We start from the raw sequence: 17,803 nt of genomic DNA on the forward strand, positions 1-17,803 counted from the left end.
AATTGTTATTTACCCGAAAAAAGTAATTCTGTCTGTTTCGCTACTGTGGAAAATTCGAAGCGTTTACTTACCGGTAGCAGCAATAAAACCAGTGAAACGACCACCGGCACAAAGGTGGCAAGCAAGAAGGCCTCGTATAAATGCAGCGCGGCCTCGCCCGGCAGAGGGAAGAAAAATAACCCGGCAACGATGCCGCTCAGAATACCAATAATGGCCTGATAACTTTGATATCGCTGACTGTAAAAGCCGAAAAACACCGGAAATGCAGCAGCACAACACAATAGATCAGCCAGCAGAAACAAGTACAGAATACTCAGTCCTTGTGACGCCACATACAGCGCAATCATAGACAGGATTACCAGCAAATAGCGGGATATCACTTTAAGCTCGCTGGCATTCATGCGAGGAAACACGCGACGGAGATCGACAATAAACAAGCTGTTGAGACCACTAATTGTAGAGTCTGCACTACTCATGATTAGCGCCAGCCCGAACAGGATTATGCCGACTATCAGCCAGTACGGCGCTTCGTTCAGCACTATGGTAAACAGTGCAGTTGACCCGTCTCCGGGCAGACTTAACCCAACAAAAGCCAGACCGAACAGCCCCATTGCCGCAATAACCGGGAAGCTCAACAGCCCGCTGAACACAAAACCTTTGAGCAGGGTCCGACTGTTCCTGGCAGCAAATATGCGTTGCCAGGTGCCCTGGTAAAACAAGCCCGTTAAACCGACGGCCAGAAAAAACGTGATACCGGTTTCCAGCCCCTGGGTGTCGAAAGGATTTAGTAGTTGTGGGGCTTTTTCCATCAAGCCATCGAAAACCGGTTTCATGCCTCCCGTGTACTGCCACCCGAACAGAAGCAGAATCGCAATGAATGGCAAGATCACCAACAACTGAATGCGATCAGTAAAAATAGATACCTTCAAGCCGCCGCCCAGGGTATACGCCAGTGTCGCAACCATCACAATACTGGCAGTGATCCAAAGCGGTATAGGTGCGACCAGGGCGACAAGCTGCGCAATACCCGTAAGGCCCGCGGTCAGCCCAATAAACATGTAAAACAGCATGATAAACGACACAAATCCATACACACCATTGCCGTATCGCACACGCACAAACTCAGTTAATGCATAGCCATTCGGCATGATCCGGCGCAGTCTCACGCCCAGCGGAACCATAAGAAAAGACGGCGCTAATGTACCCAGTGCATAGCCGGCTATCGCGCCAACGCCCCCCCAAACCGCCGATTCAGCGGGGCCAAACAATATCCAGGTGCCCATTGTGGTCGCCAGTAAGGTGGCAAACGTCGCCTGACTCCCCTGACTATTTCGGGCCACAATAAAATCATCGAGTGTGCCCTGATGTTTGCCGTTGTAGTACAAGCCCAGTACCGCATAGAGCCCGGCAAATACAACCAGCCATAAAATTACAGTCGTGCTATCAAGCATATATCTATCCTTGTCTCCTTTCGGTCCGCAGGCAACAACCAGCGTAGGACTATTTGACGGCTTTTAAGCCCATTCCCCAAAACGCCGATTCCAGTTCCACCGCTTTGGTAAAGCGGGCCTGCATGGCTGACCAACGCGGCGAGCTGGTTGGTTCGTTGCCAACCCGGCGCTCAATTGCAAGATCAACGAGATGCCCGACTTTCACGCACACGTCCTGAAACTTGTCACCGCTGTAGGTTGCGATCCATTTTTCATAGGGGTGTCCAACATAATTTGCATCCTTCAGCAGCAGGCCAATTTCGCCATAACCAAAAGCGCAGGGAGCAAGCGCCAGAATCAAATCGAGGAAATCCCCCTGCAGCCCGGAGTCCAGCACATAACGTGTATATGCAATCGTCTCCAAATCTTCCTTGGCATTGAAGACGGTCTGCTCATCAATACCCTGTGCGGCGCAGGTTTCGATATGCAGGGAAAATTCATGATTGATCAGCGAATCCACGGTCGCGGCGCATAACCGCATTTCTTCGGGCGACTCCGCTTTAACGACCCCCAGGGCCCAGGCCCGGGCGTAATGCACCAAATAAACATAATCCTGAATCATGTAATGCAAAAAGGCAGGTTGCGGCAAAGAGCCATCGCGTAAACCCTGCACAAACGGGTGGCCGACGTAGGTTTCCCATTCATCAATACATCCCTCACGCATAAGTGAAAAAGTGCGGCCGTAGTTCGGCAGTTCAGGTAACGTTGTCATAGTCAGTTCCATTATTGTTACGTTTTTACAGAGAGAAAAAGCGTGTTGTTACAAAGGGGCATTACCCATCGCTATCAGGCGAATATCGCCTTGCCAGTAGGTTTGTAATAACCGGGCGGCACGCCACGCCGTTAAACCGGTTCTACACACAATGATTGCGCGACGGTGCGCGTCGGGCTTATATTGCCGGATTCTGAAATCATCCAGTGAGAAGTGCTGTACGATTGCGTCAGATTGGCGCGACGTTTTAGTCATGCCATCACGTACATCCACCACCCAATCTTCTTGTGTTATATCGCGAGGGCTGATGAAGGTCAGTGCATCCTGCGTTGGTGGCTCACTGGCGGAATCGAACCGGAAACCACTTTGCTGCAGATTCTTCAAATCCACCGATAGCAATTGCCCAACGGGACTCGGCTCTATGGCCAGCAAGGTATTCAGCGCAAATTGAGCTTGCAGGCAGCCCAGTACACCAACAACCGGTCCCATTACACCGGCAGATGCACAACTTTGTGCCTGAGCAGGCAGATCCGGGAACACTGCGCGTAAGGAAGGCCTGGTGCCGCAGAAACCACCCACATAGCCGGCAAACGCAAGTACAGACGCGGATATCAAGGGCGTTCGTGTGCGCATACAGGCGTCAGACAAGGTGTAACTCACCGCAAAACTATCGGCACAATCCAGAACGATGTCAGCTTGTTCACACAGTTTGTCCGCGTCGTCGGGACTCAAAGCGCGGAAGTGAGTCACTACCTCAAGCACCGCATTGTGCTGAGAAACCCAGTCCCGGGCACAGGCGACTTTCGGGTTGCCAATATCAGCTTCCTTGTACAATACCTGACGGTGTAAATTTGACTCTGACACGGTATCCGGGTCTATCAGGGTCATTTTGCCGACCCCGGCCCCTGCTAAATAAGGCAGGGCAGCGCAGCCCAACCCTCCCACCCCAACAATCAGTACGTGGGCGTTTTCCAGACGCAGCTGGCCGCTATTCCCGATTTCAGGTAAGCAGGTTTGTCGTGTATAGCGGTTCACGAACAGGCCTCCAGCCACTGTTTCACGCGTAACTCCGGATCTGCGTGTAAGGTGATATCAGTGACCGCCGCGACGATATCGGCACCGGCTGAAAACGCCAAAGCCGCCCTGTCTGTAGACATTCCACCAATTGCCACCAGCGGCATATCACCGACCAGGGATTTCCACTCGGTAACCCGGCCCAGGCCTTGCTCATGCCACTTCATTTTTTTCAGAATAGTGGGATAAACCGGCCCTAGGGCAACGTAGTCCGGCGACAATGCCAGCGCACGTTTTAGTTCCTGGTGATCATGGGTACTGATGCCAAGGCGTAATCCTGCTGCCCGAATCGCATCAATGTCTGCCGTATCCAGATCTTCCTGCCCCAGATGCACCCAATCGCAACCCATCGACATAGCCAACTGCCAGTAATCGTTAATAATCAGTGTGCAATTGTGCTGACGGCAGACCGCCTGGGCTCGCCGAATATGTTGAGCAATGTCATCCTCGGGCAGATCCTTTATTCTCAGCTGAACCAGCTTAATGCCAAGTGGCACCAGACGTTCAATCCAGTCTGCGCTATCAAAAATGGGGTAAAACGAACTCAGTGTTTTTGTCATGATTTAACTCAGCTCTGCCTGACCAAACAACGGCGTAGACGGACATGCCAGATCACGAGGTTCCATGGGCACGGCCGACGCCGCTAACTGACCAGCGTTAATGGCCTTTGCAAACGCTTCAGCCATTTGCGCAGGGTTGCCAGCTTTAGCGACTGCGGTATTCAGCAGGATGGCGTCCATGCCAAGCTCCATGGCCTGAGCAGCCTGGCTTGGCAAACCCAGTCCCGCATCAATAACAAGGGGAATTTCCGGGAAGTGAGCACGCAGGGCCCGTAAGCCGAATACATTGTTGAGTCCCATACCAGACCCAATCGGCGCCCCCCAGGGCATCAGCACTTCACATCCGAGGCTGACCAGTTTGTCGGCGACCACCAGATCTTCGGTGGTATAGGGGAACACCTGAAAACCGTCCTCTATCAGAATACGGGCGGCATCCACCAGGCCAAAAATGTCCGGCTGCAGCGTATCTTCCTCACCAATGACTTCAAGCTTGATCCAGCTTGTATTAAAGACTTCCCGCGCCATATGCGCCGTGGTAACCGCTTCCTTAACACTGTGACACCCTGCGGTATTGGGCAGGATTTTCACATTCAGCGACTGCACAAGCTGCCAAAAGTCCTGTCCGGCTTTATTTGTGCTTGCCTCCCTGCGCAGTGATACCGTGGCAACACTGGCTTTGCTGCGGGCAAATGCATCCGCAAGTATGGCCGGCGACGGGTACTGAGCGGTACCCAGCATGAGCGGAGACGACAGTGACGTGCCATAAAAGGTTTTGGTCATCGCGTTATCCTCCTTGCATCGGGGCGAGAATTTCAACTTTGTCGCCGGTTTTCAGCAACGACGTACCACGACTGTGCTGGGCAACAAATTCACCATTTACCGCGGTAGCGACAACCGCATTTTCATAACCCAGTTCAATAAGCAATGCCGCGAGATTGTCTGACTGGCACAGCACCGGCGTACTGTTGACAAGAATATCTTTCATAACGTACTTAACTCTCAGAGTTGACCGTGAGCCACTCGGGCTCTTCATTGTGTATCAGGTAGTTAGCCACCATTTCTGCTAGAGCCGGGGCCAGTAAAAAGCCATGTCGGTACAGGCCATTTGCGCGAATGACGTTGCCACAGCGATGTATCTGAGGGAGGTTGTTGCTGAAGGCCGGACGACTATCGACACCGATTTCCAGAATGTCGGCCTCTGCAAAACAAGGGCTGATAGCGTAGGCCGCATTCAGCAGCGCCATAACCGAGCGCACCGTGGGGTGCGAGCTGGCTTCGCTCTCAATTTGTGTTGCGCCCAGCATATAAACGCCGTCGCCGCGGGGCACAATGTATAGGGGAATGCGCGGATGAAGCAGGCGAATAGGCCGCTGAAACTGTAATTCAGGGCATTTCAGGATCAGCATTTCGCCTTTAACACCCCGCAGGCCATGCACATCTGACCGCGCCTTGGTGCCGCGGCAGTCGATAACAGTGCCCTCGGTGGCCAGCGCTGCTATATCCGCATCATCGACCGTAAAACGAACGCCCTTTTCGGCGAGTTGTTGACGCAATGTTTGAATAGCGTGTCTCGGGGCAAGATGTGCTTCATCGGCATAGTACAGGCCCTGAGTAAAGCGATTCTCCAGGTCTGGTTCCAGCGCATTAATTTGCGCTTCATTCACTTGCTGAAACGCTGACGTAAGCTGAGCAAATCGGCGTAATTCAGCCCGGTCGCGCGGCATAGCCAGTACCAGCGTACCTTTGCGATGTACCAATTGCGTGTGCTTTTGCCACCAGTCGGCGGCTTTGCTGCCGAGCCGTACAACCGGTTCTTCTGCGCTTTCTGACTCACAATACGGCGCCAGCATTCCGCCTGCCCACCAACTGCAAGACTGTGGACCCGGCTCGGGCGCACGGTCGATGATATGCGGAACAATGCCTCGACTTACCAATTCCGTCGCAATGGTCAAGCCTGCCACACCAGCCCCGACAAGGGTGACGCGGGAAACATCAGGCTTCGCCATGCTGCCCCCACATGTGGTGAAAGTGATGTACCGGGCCGTGTCCCTGCCCTATTTGTAATGTGTCGGCCTGAATGATGGCCTCATGCAGGTAGGCATTAGATGCTGTCACGGCTTGCGCCATGGACATACCTTTGGCCAGACAAGCAGCGATGCTGCTCGAATAAGTGCAACCTGTTCCGTGGGTATTGGTGGTCGCGATTCGGGGGGTATCAAGCGTAATGACTTGCTCATCTTGCAGCAGCAATAAATCTGAACAAACGTCTTCGGTGCCGTGACCGCCTTTGATCAGCACATTTTTAGCCCCCAACGACAACAGATTACTTGCCTGTAAAACAACAGGCATGGCGGTACTAGCATCGCCCAGCAAGGCTGCGGCCTCGGGTAGGTTAGGAGTCAGTAAATCGACGCGCGGGATCAGGGCGGATTTTAACGCGCTTACCGCGTCTTCCTGTAATAACCGGTCGCCGGATTTGGCTACCATCACCGGGTCCAGTACAACCAGCCCCTTGAAGTCACGAATGGCATCGGCAACGGCTTCAATGAGCGAGGACGAAAACAACCTGCCTATTTTTATAACGTCCACATCGATGTCCGACAGCACGGCGTCGATTTGCTTGGTAACGACATCGATGGGAATAGGGTGAACGGCTGTGACATGCTGCGTGTTTTGCGCCGTAACGGCGGTAACTACGCTGGCCCCGTATACGCCGTGGGCAGAAAATGCTTTGAGATCGGCCTGGATACCCGCGCCCCCGCCACTGTCGGAGCCTGCGATGGTTAATGCGATAGGTGTTGATTGTGTTGTCATCTATATCACCAGAAAAACTGAGCGACATAGGAAAAGAATGCGGGATCGCACGCAAGGAGACACGTGTGATCTTATCCGTTCCCTACGCCGATACTAATCGGATCAGGTTCACCGGGTTGATAGACACTATCTCTCAGCCAAAGCCGTAGCAAAGGCACCCCGACGGAATGTGCAAAAACGATAATCGATTATTTTTGGGATTACAAGCGCAGTATTCGGTGCTTAGATTAATTTTACTGGTGATACGGTGAGACACTACCTGCCCCACCGCTTGCTCGAAAGGCGTGTTAGCTGGCGCAGTTCAATCTGGCCGGATTATTCAGGCAGTTACAATAACGCATTGATAACCTGTTCGATTTGCTCTGGCGAATTGTATATATGCGCAGACAACCGGAAACCGCGTTTTCGCACATCAAAGTGAACATTTAACGCATTGAGCCTGGCTTCTATTGCATCTCGATTTGGCGGATTCACAACCAGAGTACCGGTTCGATATTGATCCTCATCAGGCGAAACCAGCCACGAGGCTGGCAAGGCATCAATGACTTTTCTGGCCAGCATGACGTTGTGCTCACGCACCTTTTTTACGCCAATTCTGCACATCTGGTCGATGCTGTTTTTCGCAATGGCATACGGTAACACAGACGGTGTCCCGCCCCAGAAACGCAGCGCGGATTCTGCGTACTCAAAATTGTGAATGTTGAACTCAAATGGATTCTTGTGGGAGAACCAGCCGATATCGACGGGCTCAAGGTGATTCAGTATTTGTTTACTTACCCAAAGAAAGCCTGCTCCCGGGCCGCCACACAGCCACTTCACACACGAACCGGCAACGACATCAGGCTGCCAGTCCGTGAAATCAATAGGAATAACACCCGCCGTTTGTGCAATATCAACAATACTCATTACGCCCTGCTGACGAGCGATACTGATGACGTCTTTTACCGGCACAAGCTTCCCTGAGTTGTAGTGTCCGTGGGTGATCAGTACTGCATACACCCGCTCAGTCAGATGCGTTTGCCAGGTAGCGGTATCGAGTACATCTTCATCGTCTTTAATGAACTGGACTTCATAGCCATAGTAGCTTGCCTGCTGCATAACAAAGCCGATTGACGGAAAGTCATTCTCAGAAATCAGGATCACGTTGCGGCCGTTGTTCTGGCTGGCCGGCGGGAATGCGCTCAGTAACTTGCTTAGCCCACTGGACACGTTTTGTTGCGGGCAAAACTGACTGGCATCCGAATTAAACAGCTTGCCCAGGCTTTGCTGAAATTGTTCAAACACCGGAAACCACCGTGACCAGGGATCTGGCGTACCGTTTTCCCAGGCATCGAAAAACTGTGCCTCCGCGACCTCACGGGTACTGGCGGGCATGCAACCAACAGAATGATTTAGCAGATATATGCCGTCTTTTTGCGTAAATAAAGATTGAATATCCATAAGTTACAGGAACCCTTTGAGTGTTTGAACATCGTTGTAACGCGTAGGAATATCGTCGCGTGGCGCAGCCGTGCGTAAGTCGTGTAGTTTCTGAAGCGCTGCCAACAAAACTTCCAAAGGCGGTCCACTGGCAGTCATATCCTGGCGTTTGGTTAATTCGTATTTTGCAGCCGGACTTTCAATGAACCGGGAAATCAGCTGTTCGTGATGTTGTCGGGCCGTTTCGCCATGCGCCTCGCACACCGCCAGGAAAGCCTGTAAATGCGGTTTGAACCAACTGGCGTTGCGTTCTGCTTCTGTGGCGTTTAAAAACGCATCCATCAGACTGGTTCTGCGCATACAGTCTCGCAAAATCAGTTGCTCTTCCGGACGCATAAACAAAAATTTATCCACCAACAATTGCGAATAGTAAGGGTCGTCCCCCCGGCACAAACCGAGCAACAAATCGATGACGTTGATACCCGCAAAGTCACCGGCATTCGCACCGCGATACTCATGACGGCCCACTTTGTGGGTTTTATAGTAAGGTCGTACATTGTAAAAGAAGCGGTCGACATCCAGTTCGTTAAACAACGCCGTGTTATTCTCCACTACCTGCTGTAAAGCAACGCGCGCAACATTGAGTAGATCCAACGTGACCGGATGAGATATGCCCAGAGGCAGCGTATGCAACAAGGCTTCTGATGCGCGTACAAAGCCGAACACTCCTCGCGTGTTGTAATCGAGAAACGTCTTCTCATCTTCCAGGTGCGTAAATGTTTTGTATTTACCATTTATCGCGCGATTGTGTGTTTCCAAATGCGCGGAAGCAAATCGCGGTACTACGCCCAACGAGGCGCCCAGTTGCATAGCAAGGGCTGAGGCGTTCTTCAGCGTTGGGTGTTGCTCATCGATTTCGTGCCTGCGGCAGGCTGCCAGTACAAATCCCACATTACCAAGCAAATCAAACCCACTGTCAAAACCTTCATCGGTATTGCCTTCCCCCAATAACGAGCGAATAAACTCACCGCTTTCTTCCAACAGGCTGGTTTTCAGATCATCACCGACATGGCTTACTTCCTCTCTGCGTTGCTGAGCAAAATAGCGATGCTCCAGCTCCGTATTGATATCAACAAACCGGGTTCGAATCCAATGATCAAAATCATTAACCAGTGGCGTGCTCATTATTGTGGCCTCTTTGACTGTTCCATAGTGAATACTAAGCCTAAGTATAGCCCAGCCCCACTAGTCATTTAGGTCACAAGGCTCTATGATTATCAGATATATGAGTTTTTAAGTTTAACAAATTCAGGTTTAATAGCATTTTATGCCAATAAATTTAGACAAAACGGATCTGGCGATTTTACGGGCGCTACAGGATGATGGCCGTATGACGAATGCCGAGTTGGCAGAAAAGGTTCATCTCTCACCTACGCCTTGCCTACGCCGTATCAAAAGGCTCGAGCAAGCAGGCGTTATTGATCACTACACGGCCGAAATAAACCGCTCTTTGGTTGGCATTGAGATATCCGCATTTGTGTTCGTGCAACTGCAGCGCAACTCAAAAGAAAACGCCGCACAATTTGAGCGAGCCGTTGAACAACTCAACGAAGTACAAGAGTGTTTTGTGGTGACCGGCAGCTACGACTACATGCTGAGCGTTGCTACCCGCAACCTCGCGAGCTACGACCGGTTTATAAAAGAGAAACTGGGTGATATCGAAACAGTCGCCAAAGTCGACACCACCATTGTGTTGAATCAGGTCAAAAGCCGACGCCAGTTACCACTTTAACCGACGCTTCGGCTCTCAATAATACCTGTATTAAGAAGAACGCTGCGCTTTTAGACGTTCAACCAGCGTGTTCACCATTTTGCCGGCAATCGACAACGTCGGCGGCGTAGTTGGCAGATTATCAATGTGATACCAATCGGCTTCGACGATTTCTTTTTCATCAATCACAATGTCACCGCTGTCGTACTCTGCAAAATAGCCCATCATCAGCGAGTGCGGGAAAGGCCAGGCCTGGCTGCCGTAGTATTCCAGATTTTTTACCCTGACACCGACCTCTTCCAGAATTTCACGGTGTGTAGCCTGCTCAACGCTTTCGCCACTTTCTACAAATCCAGCGATAATGGAATACATGTCAGAGTTGCGATGTCTGACACTTCTGGCTAACAGGATCTCTTCACCGCGATAAATGGCAACAATGGTACAAGGCGACACCCGGGGGTAGCAGCGATGACCACATTGGCGGCATTGAACCGCCATTTCCCAGTCAATTGCTTGGGTGGGTGAACCACACTGCCCGCAAAATCGGTGCGTACGCATGAAATGCACATACTGCCAGGCTCTGGCCAGTGCTTCATAGGCAACCCGTTCTTCACTAACCAGTAATTGTCTGAATGACACGCTTTCCCACCCCGGCTCGGAGATTTGCTCAGCGCCCAGATCAACCACATACAACGGCACGTCGAGTGGTAAATCAGCAGCGTTTAGTTGTCTTACCTGGTCTTTGTAATGATGAATAAAATGCAACGACTGCCATTCCAGCTTTGGCATTGTGGCCTCGCCCGCTGGCACGATGATTTGATCCCGGCTAACAATAAGCCATAGCCCAGCCTGAGCAGCACTGCTTTTAGTTAATTCCAGCACGTTGACTTTCCTGTGATGAACATTGCAGCCAAGAGTATAACCCAGCACGCTGTAACACGCAGTGGCTAAAACTTTTTTACTGGCATATTCAGCCTGTTAGCGCATCGTTCACAGAAGAAAAGCGCATGAAATCGTAAATATTAGTGTCTGTGATTTGTACGTCTGTGAGGCGGTGTTATACTCAAATAAAGTGGTTATAGCAGCGAAGGTGTCTTTGGATGTTAAATCAGGTAGAAGTCGCAAAGCAGCGCTGGGGTGGCGCAAACAACACCATTGATGGGTGGCTGCTCGGCCGTAAGCAATTGCTAATTCAATATTGTGAACTGGCAGGCGTAAACTACCAACGTCGCGAGTCGCTACCCGATGCCAACGAAGTCAGTGAGTTTTGTACCTTGCTGATGGATTACCTGTCTGCCGGGCATTTTGAGGTTTATGAGATGCTAGTGGGCGACGACACTACCGGACAACAACTCAAACAACGCTTGTATCCTTTAATCGCAGCGACGACCGACCAGGCATTGGATTTTAACGATAGTTATGCCGACAACTTTCATCCCGACCACGCCATGGAGTTTGAGCAATCAATAGCCAAACTTGGCGAGGCTCTGGTAGAGCGATTCGAATTGGAAGACGAGCTTATACAGCATATGCATGGGCTGGTTCAACAACCCGTAACCGAGTAATAACGTAGAATCAATAGCTTATTATCTGTAAAGTACAACGGGTACAGACTGACGTAAGAACATAATAACGCATGAAAAACGCAACAATCATTAATAAAGCCAGAGCATACTGTGAACAACGCGGCGCCAGATTTACGCCATTGCGGGAAAAAGTGTACGAGCTAATGCTCGACAAGCACGGCCCAACCGGCGCTTATGAACTGCTGGATGGCCTAAAAGAGACAGAATCAAGCGCAAAACCCGCGACGGTGTATCGCGCGCTGGATTTTTTACTCGACTTTGGTCTGATTCACCGACTGGAGTCTACCAATGCGTTTGTTGCCTGCTATCATTTTGGTTGTCATCACCCGGTACAGTTTCTAATTTGCGACAGTTGTGGTGACGTCTCTGAGATACAGTCAGAAGGTCTGAAAGAGACACTCGACAACCAGGCCAAACAACACGGGTTTAAGATTTCCAAACAAACAATTGAAGCTCACGGACTCTGCGCTGATTGCCAGGAAAGCGAGTCATTGGAGATGGGAGAAGAACACCATGAATGCTGAGTTTGTTAACCCGTTCATTGCGGGATTACTCAATGTTCTTGAGACGATGGCACAAACCACGCTGTCTCCGGGCAAGCCGAAGCGAAAAAATTCCGATGTCGCCTCAGGCGATGTGTCTGGATTAATTGGCATGGTCGGCCCCAATATAAAAGGTTCAATGTCAATTACCTTCGAAGAAAAGCTGATTCTGGACATCATGTTAAAGATGGTTGGTGAGGCGCCGGAGGAAGTTGACGCAGAAGTGGCTGATCTCGTGGGCGAGGTTACCAATATGATTTGTGGCAACGCAAAACGGGATTTAGCCGAGAAAGGATTTGAATTTGGTATGGCAACCCCCGTGGTTGTCTCCGGAAAGCAACACTCTATCAGCCATCAGGTTGATGGCCCGAAGATTATTCTGCCTTTTAACCACGAACTTGGAAAAGCGTATTTGGAAATCTGCTTTGATAAATAATTCCTGGTACTGTGAAAAAATTACTCTGTGCCCCTACTCAAGGGGTTTTCATTTAATTACTGATGAGATCACCTCTGCACTTCCGCAAATTAAGCATGTTGAAGTTGGCTTATTGCACCTGATGCTGCAACACACGAGTGCCAGCTTAACAATCAATGAGAATGCCGATCCATCTGTAAGAAGGGATTTAGAATCCTTTTTTAATCATACAGTTAAAGAAAACTCTCCGTACTTTACACACACCTACGAAGGGCCGGATGATATGCCCGCGCATATCAAAAGCAGTCTGCTTGGATGCCAGTTAACCATTCCTGTACAACGTGGTAAACTAGCCTTAGGTACCTGGCAAGGTATTACACTTGGAGAACACCGCGACCACGCGGGCCCGCGCACCATTATTGCCACGCTGCAAGGGCAATAAACTCAACGTTGAAATATGGAGAGCTCTAATGTGGCACAAGTTTCGCATAGAGCTTAGGACACACTTTATTGCAAAACAGGAAGTCTACAATGAAAAAAACTTCAATCACTCTCGCACTGATTGCCGCAGGCTTGGTGGCTTCACCCGTATTGGCACAAGAGTCTAAGCCAAAAAACTGGGTAGGCGGTTACGGCACGTATTACAGCACTGACGCAGGCAAGCCTCAGCCAGCTGCACAAATTGATGATGGTTTTGGCATTGGTGCCGAAGCTGGTTTCCGTTTCGACGAAAACTGGGCTGCGCGTATCTCTGCTTCTTACCTGGACCTTGACGGCGCCAACGGTGGAAATGGTGAAAGCGGACCTATGATAGGTGTTGACGCTATGTATTTCTTCCTGGATGACATGTTCTATGCGTTTGGTGGTTTGTATCACCAGGAACTGGATGATGACTACCAATTACTGGGTTACGGATTGGGTAAACAGTGGGCGGTATCTGATAAGTGGAGCATCATCACAGAACTGGCCGCTTACCGTGACCTGAGTGAAAGTCTTTATGACGTAAGCGCAAAACTGGGTGTATCCTATACATTCGGCGAATCTACTCAGTCTACTTATACTGCACCAGCTCCGGCGATGGCAGCACCGGCTGATGCTGATAACGACGGCGTGATCGATCGCCTGGACCGTTGTCCTGGTACGCCGATGGGCTCGCCAGTAGACGAAATGGGCTGTGACGCTGACAAAGATGGTGACGGCGTGATCAACAGCAAAGATCAGTGCCCTAACACACCAGCCGGCACCGCAGTTGACGGTAAAGGCTGTGCGATTGAGCCAGATACTGACGCCGATGGCGTTGTAGACAGCAAAGACATGTGTCCTGACACACCGGCTGGCGATGAAGTACACCCTAACGGTTGTACCATCTTCACTGACGAAAAAGTGTCAATCGAAGTTCGCATTCTGTTTGCAAACAACAGTGCCAAAATTGAAGATACCAGCGATCCGCAAATCGTTGACCTGGCAGAGTTCCTGAACCGCTACGGTAAAACAAAAGCGGTTATCGAAGGCCACTCTTCAGCACCAGGTGCGGCTGCTTACAACAAAGACCTGTCACTGCGTCGTGCGAATGCACTGAAAGCTGTACTGGTTAAAGACTACGGTATCGATATGTCACGTTTAACGACTGTTGGTTACGGTGAAGAGCGTTTGCTGGATACAGCAAACACCAAAGAAGCGCATCACGTTAACCGTCGTATCGAAGTGAAAGTAAGTGAAACCATTTCTGTACCTAAGAAATAATCACTGACTACACTGGTTAATCATAGAAACGCCCGCTTATAGCGGGCGTTTTTTTATTTCGCAGTAAAAGACCATTTCAACTAAAAAACTATCCGACTTGTATACCAAATACATCTAATATCCTTCACTATATCCTTCAGTATATCGGTGGAGACATCTCAATGTCATTGTCTGGCAGGCTTTTTTCAATACTACTGTTGTGCGTTCAATTCATTCCTCCTGCACTTGCAAGCGACGAACAACGCTTTGCAGATTTTGGTACATGTCGTCTAAGCAGCGGAGCAAGCCTGAAGGATTGCAAAATAGGTTATCGCACCTATGGCAAGCTCAATGAAGCCAAAAGCAATGCCATATTAATTCCCACCTGGTATGGTGGCTCGTCACAAGAACACGCTTATCTTGCGGATAGCCAATACATCAGCCCCGAGAATTTCTTTGTTATTATTGTTGATGCAATTGGCAATGGCGTGTCGGTTTCGCCCTCGAATAGCCAGTCACAACCACTGGGGCAATTTCCGACTTTTACTATTACAGACATGGTATCTGTGCAGCATCGTTTGCTAACAGAAAAGCTGGGAATAACTAGTTTACATGCCATCGTTGGTCTGTCTATGGGCGCTATGCAATCCCTTCAATGGGCTGTTCAGTACCCAGGCTTTGCTACCCGATATGCTTCGATCATTGGATCTCCTAAGCTCGCCGCATTCGACATAATAAACTGGTCCACACGGATAAAACTGATGGCCTGGCACCTGGAATGCCAGTGCCAGACTCCGCTTGAAGTTATGGCAGCTATGCGAATGCTGGGGCAAACACCGGCAAGTCTGACAGAGACCTTCGATGGGCTGGATGTTGAAGCCGAAATAGCCAAACGCGCAAAAAGCGCCCAGCTACCCACCGGACAAACCTGGAACAAAATCAGACAGGCTCAGGCCATGCTTGCGTATAATATTACTGAGCAGTTCGACAACGATTTAGCCAAAGCGGCAAACGCCATCAACGAAAAACTATTGATTATTGTCAGCAAGGGGGACCGGGTGGTAAGTCCGGGGCCAGCGACAGCGTTGGCCAGACTGACTGATGCCACACTACTCGAACTGGATAAGGGCTGTGGACATGCCGATCCCTGGTGTGACGCAGAAACTTTCAGCAATGCATTGCGGGAATTTCTGGCCGAATAGTGCCTGTTTCAGTGGTTTGAAATAGTTGTGTTTTAAGATTAGTATTCGTCGTCAAACGCCGGGCCGGCATAGTTGTCGAACCGTGAGAACTGGCCCTGGAAAGTCAGTCGACAGGTACCGATTGGACCGTTACGCTGCTTACCGATAATAATTTCTGCGATGCCCTTGTATTCACTGTTTTCGTGATACACCTCATCACGGTAAATAAACATGATCAAGTCGGCATCCTGCTCGATAGAGCCGGATTCACGCAAGTCTGAGTTAACCGGGCGTTTATCAGCACGTTGTTCCAGACTCCGGTTTAGCTGTGACAGGGCAACTACCGGAATATTGAGTTCTTTCGCCAGCGCTTTCAATGAGCGCGAAATCTCGGCGATCTCCAATGTCCGGTTGTCGGCCAGCGACGGTACACGCATCAGCTGAAGGTAATCCACCATGATCATGCTTAAGCCACCGCGCTCACGGGCCAGTTTACGCGCCCGGCTTCGCACATCCATCGGCGTCAGGCCGGAAGAGTCATCCACGTAGAGATTGTCTTTCTCTTTCAGCATTGCCATGGTGTTTGAGATACGCGCCCAGTCTTCATCGTCTAACTGCGCGGTACGGATCTTGGTTTGGTCTACCCGGCTCAACGACGCCAGCATACGCATCATGATCTGTTCAGAAGGCATCTCCAAACTGAATACCAATACCGGCTTGTCTTCTGCCAGCATTGCGTTTTCACACAGGTTCATCGCAAAGGTGGTTTTACCCATGGATGGACGCGCCGCTACAATGATGAGATCAGACCCTTGCAGACCACTGGTTTTTTTATCCAGATCCTGAAATCCTGTTGTAACACCGGTCACTTCTTTGTCGGTTTTAATCAGGGTTTCCAATCGGTCGATGGTTTTTCCCAACACCGACTCGATGCTCTGCGGCCCTTCCGATTCACCGGTCCGGCGCTCAGCAATTTCGAATACCTTGCTTTCGGCCATATCCAGAATGTCGGCACTGTCGCGACCTTCCGGGTTGTAGCCCACTTCAGCGATCTCATTCGCCACCCCGATTAACTCGCGGGTAATGGCTCGCTCGCGGATAATTTTGGCGTAAGCAGTAACGTTGGCTGAGCTGGGCGTATTGCGCGCAAGCTCACCCAAATAAGCAAAGCCACCGGCATCCTCTAGCTGGTCATTTTTTTCCAGCACTTCGGAAACGGTAATCAAATCAACCGGATTACTGTTGGCCAGCAAATCCAGAATAGCTTTGAAAATGATTTGGTGAGAACGGTTATATAACTCGGTGTCAGTAACCAGCTCAGTGACTTTATCCCAGGTTTCCGGATCGATGAGCATACTCCCCAATACCGCTTGTTCAGCCTCTATGCTGTGTGGCGGTATTTTGAGCTTCTCAACACTTTTGTCGGAACTGGAAGAAACGGCTTTCACGTAACCTGACTACCTGTGTAATTAACCAAACCCGTATTATGCGATATTTCATGCCACGAAGAAACCACAATGGCACACTACATGATGAACAATCCGTTGACCGTATCTTTACGTTACCCGTCTCTAAAAGACTTGAACATATCGAGAATACTGCCAGCATGATAATCTGAATCCCTAGCCGTAACGTACTGCCACGATAATAGTTAACCACCTATCGGAGCCCCTATGCCAGCGACATCCAAGACGTTTAGCACATCGGTAAAACGCACAATCAAACAATGCGTTTTAGGCATTTTTGCGAGTAGCGCAGCAGTCAATGCTTTTGCCGACTCACTGGTAGACATCGAGAGTTATCCAGAACCGGGGGCGTCGCGCCCTATGCCTACATTTAAAGTAGATGCGGCCTGGCCGACGTTGCCTGACACCTGGCTTATTGGGCAAGTTCCTGGGCTAGCGGTAGATAAACAGGACAATGTATGGCTGTTGCATCGCCCAAACTCATTAAGCGGCCTGGATCTGGCTTTGGAACAATCCCCTAAAACCGGACTATGCTGCGAAGCGGCACCTCATGTATTACAACTTTCCCCCGAAGGTAAAGTGCTTAACAGCTGGGGCGGTGAGTCAATTTCACCTAAGCTAAATGGCGTGAATCAGTGGCCACAAACTGTGCATGGCCTGTATGTGGATGACAAGAATACAGTCTGGGTTGGCGGCAACGGCAAAGGCGATCACGTGGTACTGAACTTTACTGCCGACGGTAAATTTATTCGTCAGTTTGGTGAACGCAACAACACTGATGGCAACATGAGTGAATCGGCACTGGGTAACCCGGCAGATATTCATCACGACACGCATACCGGCGAGGTCATCATAGCCGATGGCTACATCAACAAACGTATCATTGGCTTCGATACCAACAGCAATGAATTCTCAAGACTATGGGGCGCATACGGCACTGCGCCGGGCGGCGGTACCCGCGATGGTGACTTTGACGTATCACAAGCCACAGCAGGCGCTGATGGCATTAATTTAACAGCCCGCAACTTTGGCGACATTGTGCATTGCGTGA

General features: G+C 50.3%; 20 protein-coding genes and 1 riboswitch. Of the genes, 8 read left to right on the top strand and 12 right to left on the bottom strand.

Annotated features, from left to right (window positions below; genetic code table 11):
* Positions 1-5: 5 nt before the first annotated feature.
* From AC4MRN_RS04190 to AC4MRN_RS04235, 10 genes are all read right to left on the bottom strand, one after another.
* Complete coding sequence (locus tag AC4MRN_RS04190; RefSeq protein WP_491202583.1) at positions 6-1,451, bottom strand: sodium:solute symporter family transporter; 1,446 nt, start codon at positions 1,449-1,451, stop codon at positions 6-8.
* A 49-nt stretch (positions 1,452-1,500) separates the two neighbouring features.
* On the bottom strand, positions 1,501-2,202 hold the full coding sequence (tenA, locus tag AC4MRN_RS04195; protein ID WP_491202584.1) for a thiaminase II: 702 nt from the start codon (positions 2,200-2,202) through the stop codon (positions 1,501-1,503).
* Positions 2,203-2,250: 48 nt separating this feature from the next.
* Entirely contained in the window at positions 2,251-3,237 is a 987-nt protein-coding gene (locus AC4MRN_RS04200) for a ThiF family adenylyltransferase (RefSeq protein ID WP_491202585.1), read from the bottom strand.
* Positions 3,234-3,836: a thiamine phosphate synthase gene (locus AC4MRN_RS04205; protein ID WP_491202586.1), complete on the bottom strand. Its 603-nt coding sequence runs from the start codon at positions 3,834-3,836 to the stop codon at positions 3,234-3,236. The genes AC4MRN_RS04200 and AC4MRN_RS04205 overlap by 4 nt, the downstream gene beginning before the upstream one ends.
* Positions 3,837-3,839: 3 nt before the next feature.
* Positions 3,840-4,616 (bottom strand): thiazole synthase, encoded by a 777-nt coding sequence (locus tag AC4MRN_RS04210; RefSeq protein ID WP_491202587.1) that lies wholly within the window; start codon positions 4,614-4,616, stop codon positions 3,840-3,842.
* A 4-nt stretch (positions 4,617-4,620) separates the two neighbouring features.
* Positions 4,621-4,821 carry a sulfur carrier protein ThiS gene (thiS, locus tag AC4MRN_RS04215; RefSeq protein ID WP_073316693.1) on the bottom strand — a complete coding sequence of 67 codons (201 nt, stop codon included), beginning with the start codon at positions 4,819-4,821 and terminating at the stop codon, positions 4,621-4,623.
* A gap of 7 nt (positions 4,822-4,828) precedes the next feature.
* Positions 4,829-5,842 (bottom strand): FAD-dependent oxidoreductase, encoded by a 1,014-nt coding sequence (locus tag AC4MRN_RS04220; protein ID WP_491202588.1) that lies wholly within the window; start codon positions 5,840-5,842, stop codon positions 4,829-4,831.
* Positions 5,829-6,650 (bottom strand): bifunctional hydroxymethylpyrimidine kinase/phosphomethylpyrimidine kinase, encoded by an 822-nt coding sequence (gene thiD, locus AC4MRN_RS04225; RefSeq protein ID WP_491202589.1) that lies wholly within the window; start codon positions 6,648-6,650, stop codon positions 5,829-5,831. Before thiD ends, AC4MRN_RS04220 begins: the two co-directional genes overlap by 14 nt.
* 62 nt (positions 6,651-6,712) lie before the next feature.
* Positions 6,713-6,822, bottom strand: a riboswitch (TPP riboswitch).
* Positions 6,823-6,977: 155 nt separating this feature from the next.
* Positions 6,978-8,090 (bottom strand): aminotransferase class V-fold PLP-dependent enzyme, encoded by a 1,113-nt coding sequence (locus tag AC4MRN_RS04230; protein WP_491202590.1) that lies wholly within the window; start codon positions 8,088-8,090, stop codon positions 6,978-6,980.
* 3 nt (positions 8,091-8,093) lie between these two features.
* Positions 8,094-9,254 (bottom strand): PrnB family protein, encoded by a 1,161-nt coding sequence (locus AC4MRN_RS04235; RefSeq protein WP_491202591.1) that lies wholly within the window; start codon positions 9,252-9,254, stop codon positions 8,094-8,096.
* Positions 9,255-9,396: 142 nt separating this feature from the next.
* Between AC4MRN_RS04235 and AC4MRN_RS04240 the strand changes: the two genes are divergently transcribed.
* The gene (locus AC4MRN_RS04240) at positions 9,397-9,861 is read left to right on the top strand and encodes an Lrp/AsnC family transcriptional regulator (protein WP_073316697.1); all 465 of its coding nucleotides are present in this window, start codon (positions 9,397-9,399) and stop codon (positions 9,859-9,861) included.
* 30 nt (positions 9,862-9,891) lie between these two features.
* On the opposite strand, the gene nudC is transcribed toward AC4MRN_RS04240, so the two are convergent.
* Positions 9,892-10,722, bottom strand: coding sequence for an NAD(+) diphosphatase (gene nudC / locus AC4MRN_RS04245; protein ID WP_155015994.1), 831 nt, complete (start codon positions 10,720-10,722; stop codon positions 9,892-9,894).
* Between the two features lie 218 nt (positions 10,723-10,940).
* Between nudC and AC4MRN_RS04250 the strand changes: the two genes are divergently transcribed.
* From AC4MRN_RS04250 to AC4MRN_RS04275, 6 genes are all read left to right on the top strand, one after another.
* Entirely contained in the window at positions 10,941-11,405 is a 465-nt protein-coding gene (locus tag AC4MRN_RS04250) for an Rsd/AlgQ family anti-sigma factor (protein ID WP_073316701.1), read from the top strand.
* Positions 11,406-11,476: 71 nt separating this feature from the next.
* On the top strand, positions 11,477-11,950 hold the full coding sequence (locus tag AC4MRN_RS04255; protein WP_073316703.1) for a transcriptional repressor: 474 nt from the start codon (positions 11,477-11,479) through the stop codon (positions 11,948-11,950).
* Positions 11,940-12,404, top strand: a complete 465-nt coding sequence (locus AC4MRN_RS04260; RefSeq protein WP_073316705.1) for a chemotaxis protein CheX — start codon at positions 11,940-11,942, stop codon at positions 12,402-12,404. Before AC4MRN_RS04255 ends, AC4MRN_RS04260 begins: the two co-directional genes overlap by 11 nt.
* The gene (locus AC4MRN_RS04265) at positions 12,394-12,825 is read left to right on the top strand and encodes a secondary thiamine-phosphate synthase enzyme YjbQ (protein WP_370240250.1); all 432 of its coding nucleotides are present in this window, start codon (positions 12,394-12,396) and stop codon (positions 12,823-12,825) included. Before AC4MRN_RS04260 ends, AC4MRN_RS04265 begins: the two co-directional genes overlap by 11 nt.
* 89 nt (positions 12,826-12,914) lie before the next feature.
* Positions 12,915-14,126: an OmpA family protein gene (locus AC4MRN_RS04270; protein ID WP_491202592.1), complete on the top strand. Its 1,212-nt coding sequence runs from the start codon at positions 12,915-12,917 to the stop codon at positions 14,124-14,126.
* Between the two features lie 161 nt (positions 14,127-14,287).
* Positions 14,288-15,307 (top strand): alpha/beta fold hydrolase, encoded by a 1,020-nt coding sequence (locus tag AC4MRN_RS04275; RefSeq protein WP_491202593.1) that lies wholly within the window; start codon positions 14,288-14,290, stop codon positions 15,305-15,307.
* Positions 15,308-15,345: 38 nt separating this feature from the next.
* On the opposite strand, the gene dnaB is transcribed toward AC4MRN_RS04275, so the two are convergent.
* A complete protein-coding gene (gene dnaB / locus AC4MRN_RS04280; RefSeq protein WP_491202594.1) occupies positions 15,346-16,734 on the bottom strand; it encodes a replicative DNA helicase in 1,389 nt (462 codons plus the stop codon).
* A 225-nt stretch (positions 16,735-16,959) separates the two neighbouring features.
* Between dnaB and AC4MRN_RS04285 the strand changes: the two genes are divergently transcribed.
* On the top strand, positions 16,960-17,803 hold an 844-nt coding region (locus tag AC4MRN_RS04285; protein ID WP_491202595.1), incomplete at its 3' end, for an NHL repeat-containing protein.

It is taken from the genome of Marisediminitalea sp. (genome assembly GCF_984433645.1).

What these genes read in the sequence shown, in the direction of transcription:
- AC4MRN_RS04190 (WP_491202583.1), bottom strand. Translation starts at nt 1,451, where the DNA reads ATGCTTGATAGCACGACTGTAATTTTATGGCTGGTTGTATTTGCCGGG.
- tenA (WP_491202584.1), bottom strand. Translation starts at nt 2,202, where the DNA reads ATGACAACGTTACCTGAACTGCCGAACTACGGCCGCACTTTTTCACTT.
- AC4MRN_RS04205 (WP_491202586.1), bottom strand. Translation starts at nt 3,836, where the DNA reads ATGACAAAAACACTGAGTTCGTTTTACCCCATTTTTGATAGCGCAGAC.
- AC4MRN_RS04210 (WP_491202587.1), bottom strand. Translation starts at nt 4,616, where the DNA reads ATGACCAAAACCTTTTATGGCACGTCACTGTCGTCTCCGCTCATGCTG.
- thiS (WP_073316693.1), bottom strand. Translation starts at nt 4,821, where the DNA reads ATGAAAGATATTCTTGTCAACAGTACGCCGGTGCTGTGCCAGTCAGAC.
- AC4MRN_RS04220 (WP_491202588.1), bottom strand. Translation starts at nt 5,842, where the DNA reads ATGGCGAAGCCTGATGTTTCCCGCGTCACCCTTGTCGGGGCTGGTGTG.
- thiD (WP_491202589.1), bottom strand. Translation starts at nt 6,650, where the DNA reads ATGACAACACAATCAACACCTATCGCATTAACCATCGCAGGCTCCGAC.
- AC4MRN_RS04230 (WP_491202590.1), bottom strand. Translation starts at nt 8,090, where the DNA reads ATGGATATTCAATCTTTATTTACGCAAAAAGACGGCATATATCTGCTA.
- AC4MRN_RS04235 (WP_491202591.1), bottom strand. Translation starts at nt 9,254, where the DNA reads ATGAGCACGCCACTGGTTAATGATTTTGATCATTGGATTCGAACCCGG.
- AC4MRN_RS04240 (WP_073316697.1), top strand. Translation starts at nt 9,397, where the DNA reads ATGCCAATAAATTTAGACAAAACGGATCTGGCGATTTTACGGGCGCTA.
- AC4MRN_RS04250 (WP_073316701.1), top strand. Translation starts at nt 10,941, where the DNA reads ATGTTAAATCAGGTAGAAGTCGCAAAGCAGCGCTGGGGTGGCGCAAAC.
- AC4MRN_RS04255 (WP_073316703.1), top strand. Translation starts at nt 11,477, where the DNA reads ATGAAAAACGCAACAATCATTAATAAAGCCAGAGCATACTGTGAACAA.
- AC4MRN_RS04260 (WP_073316705.1), top strand. Translation starts at nt 11,940, where the DNA reads ATGAATGCTGAGTTTGTTAACCCGTTCATTGCGGGATTACTCAATGTT.
- AC4MRN_RS04270 (WP_491202592.1), top strand. Translation starts at nt 12,915, where the DNA reads ATGAAAAAAACTTCAATCACTCTCGCACTGATTGCCGCAGGCTTGGTG.
- AC4MRN_RS04275 (WP_491202593.1), top strand. Translation starts at nt 14,288, where the DNA reads ATGTCATTGTCTGGCAGGCTTTTTTCAATACTACTGTTGTGCGTTCAA.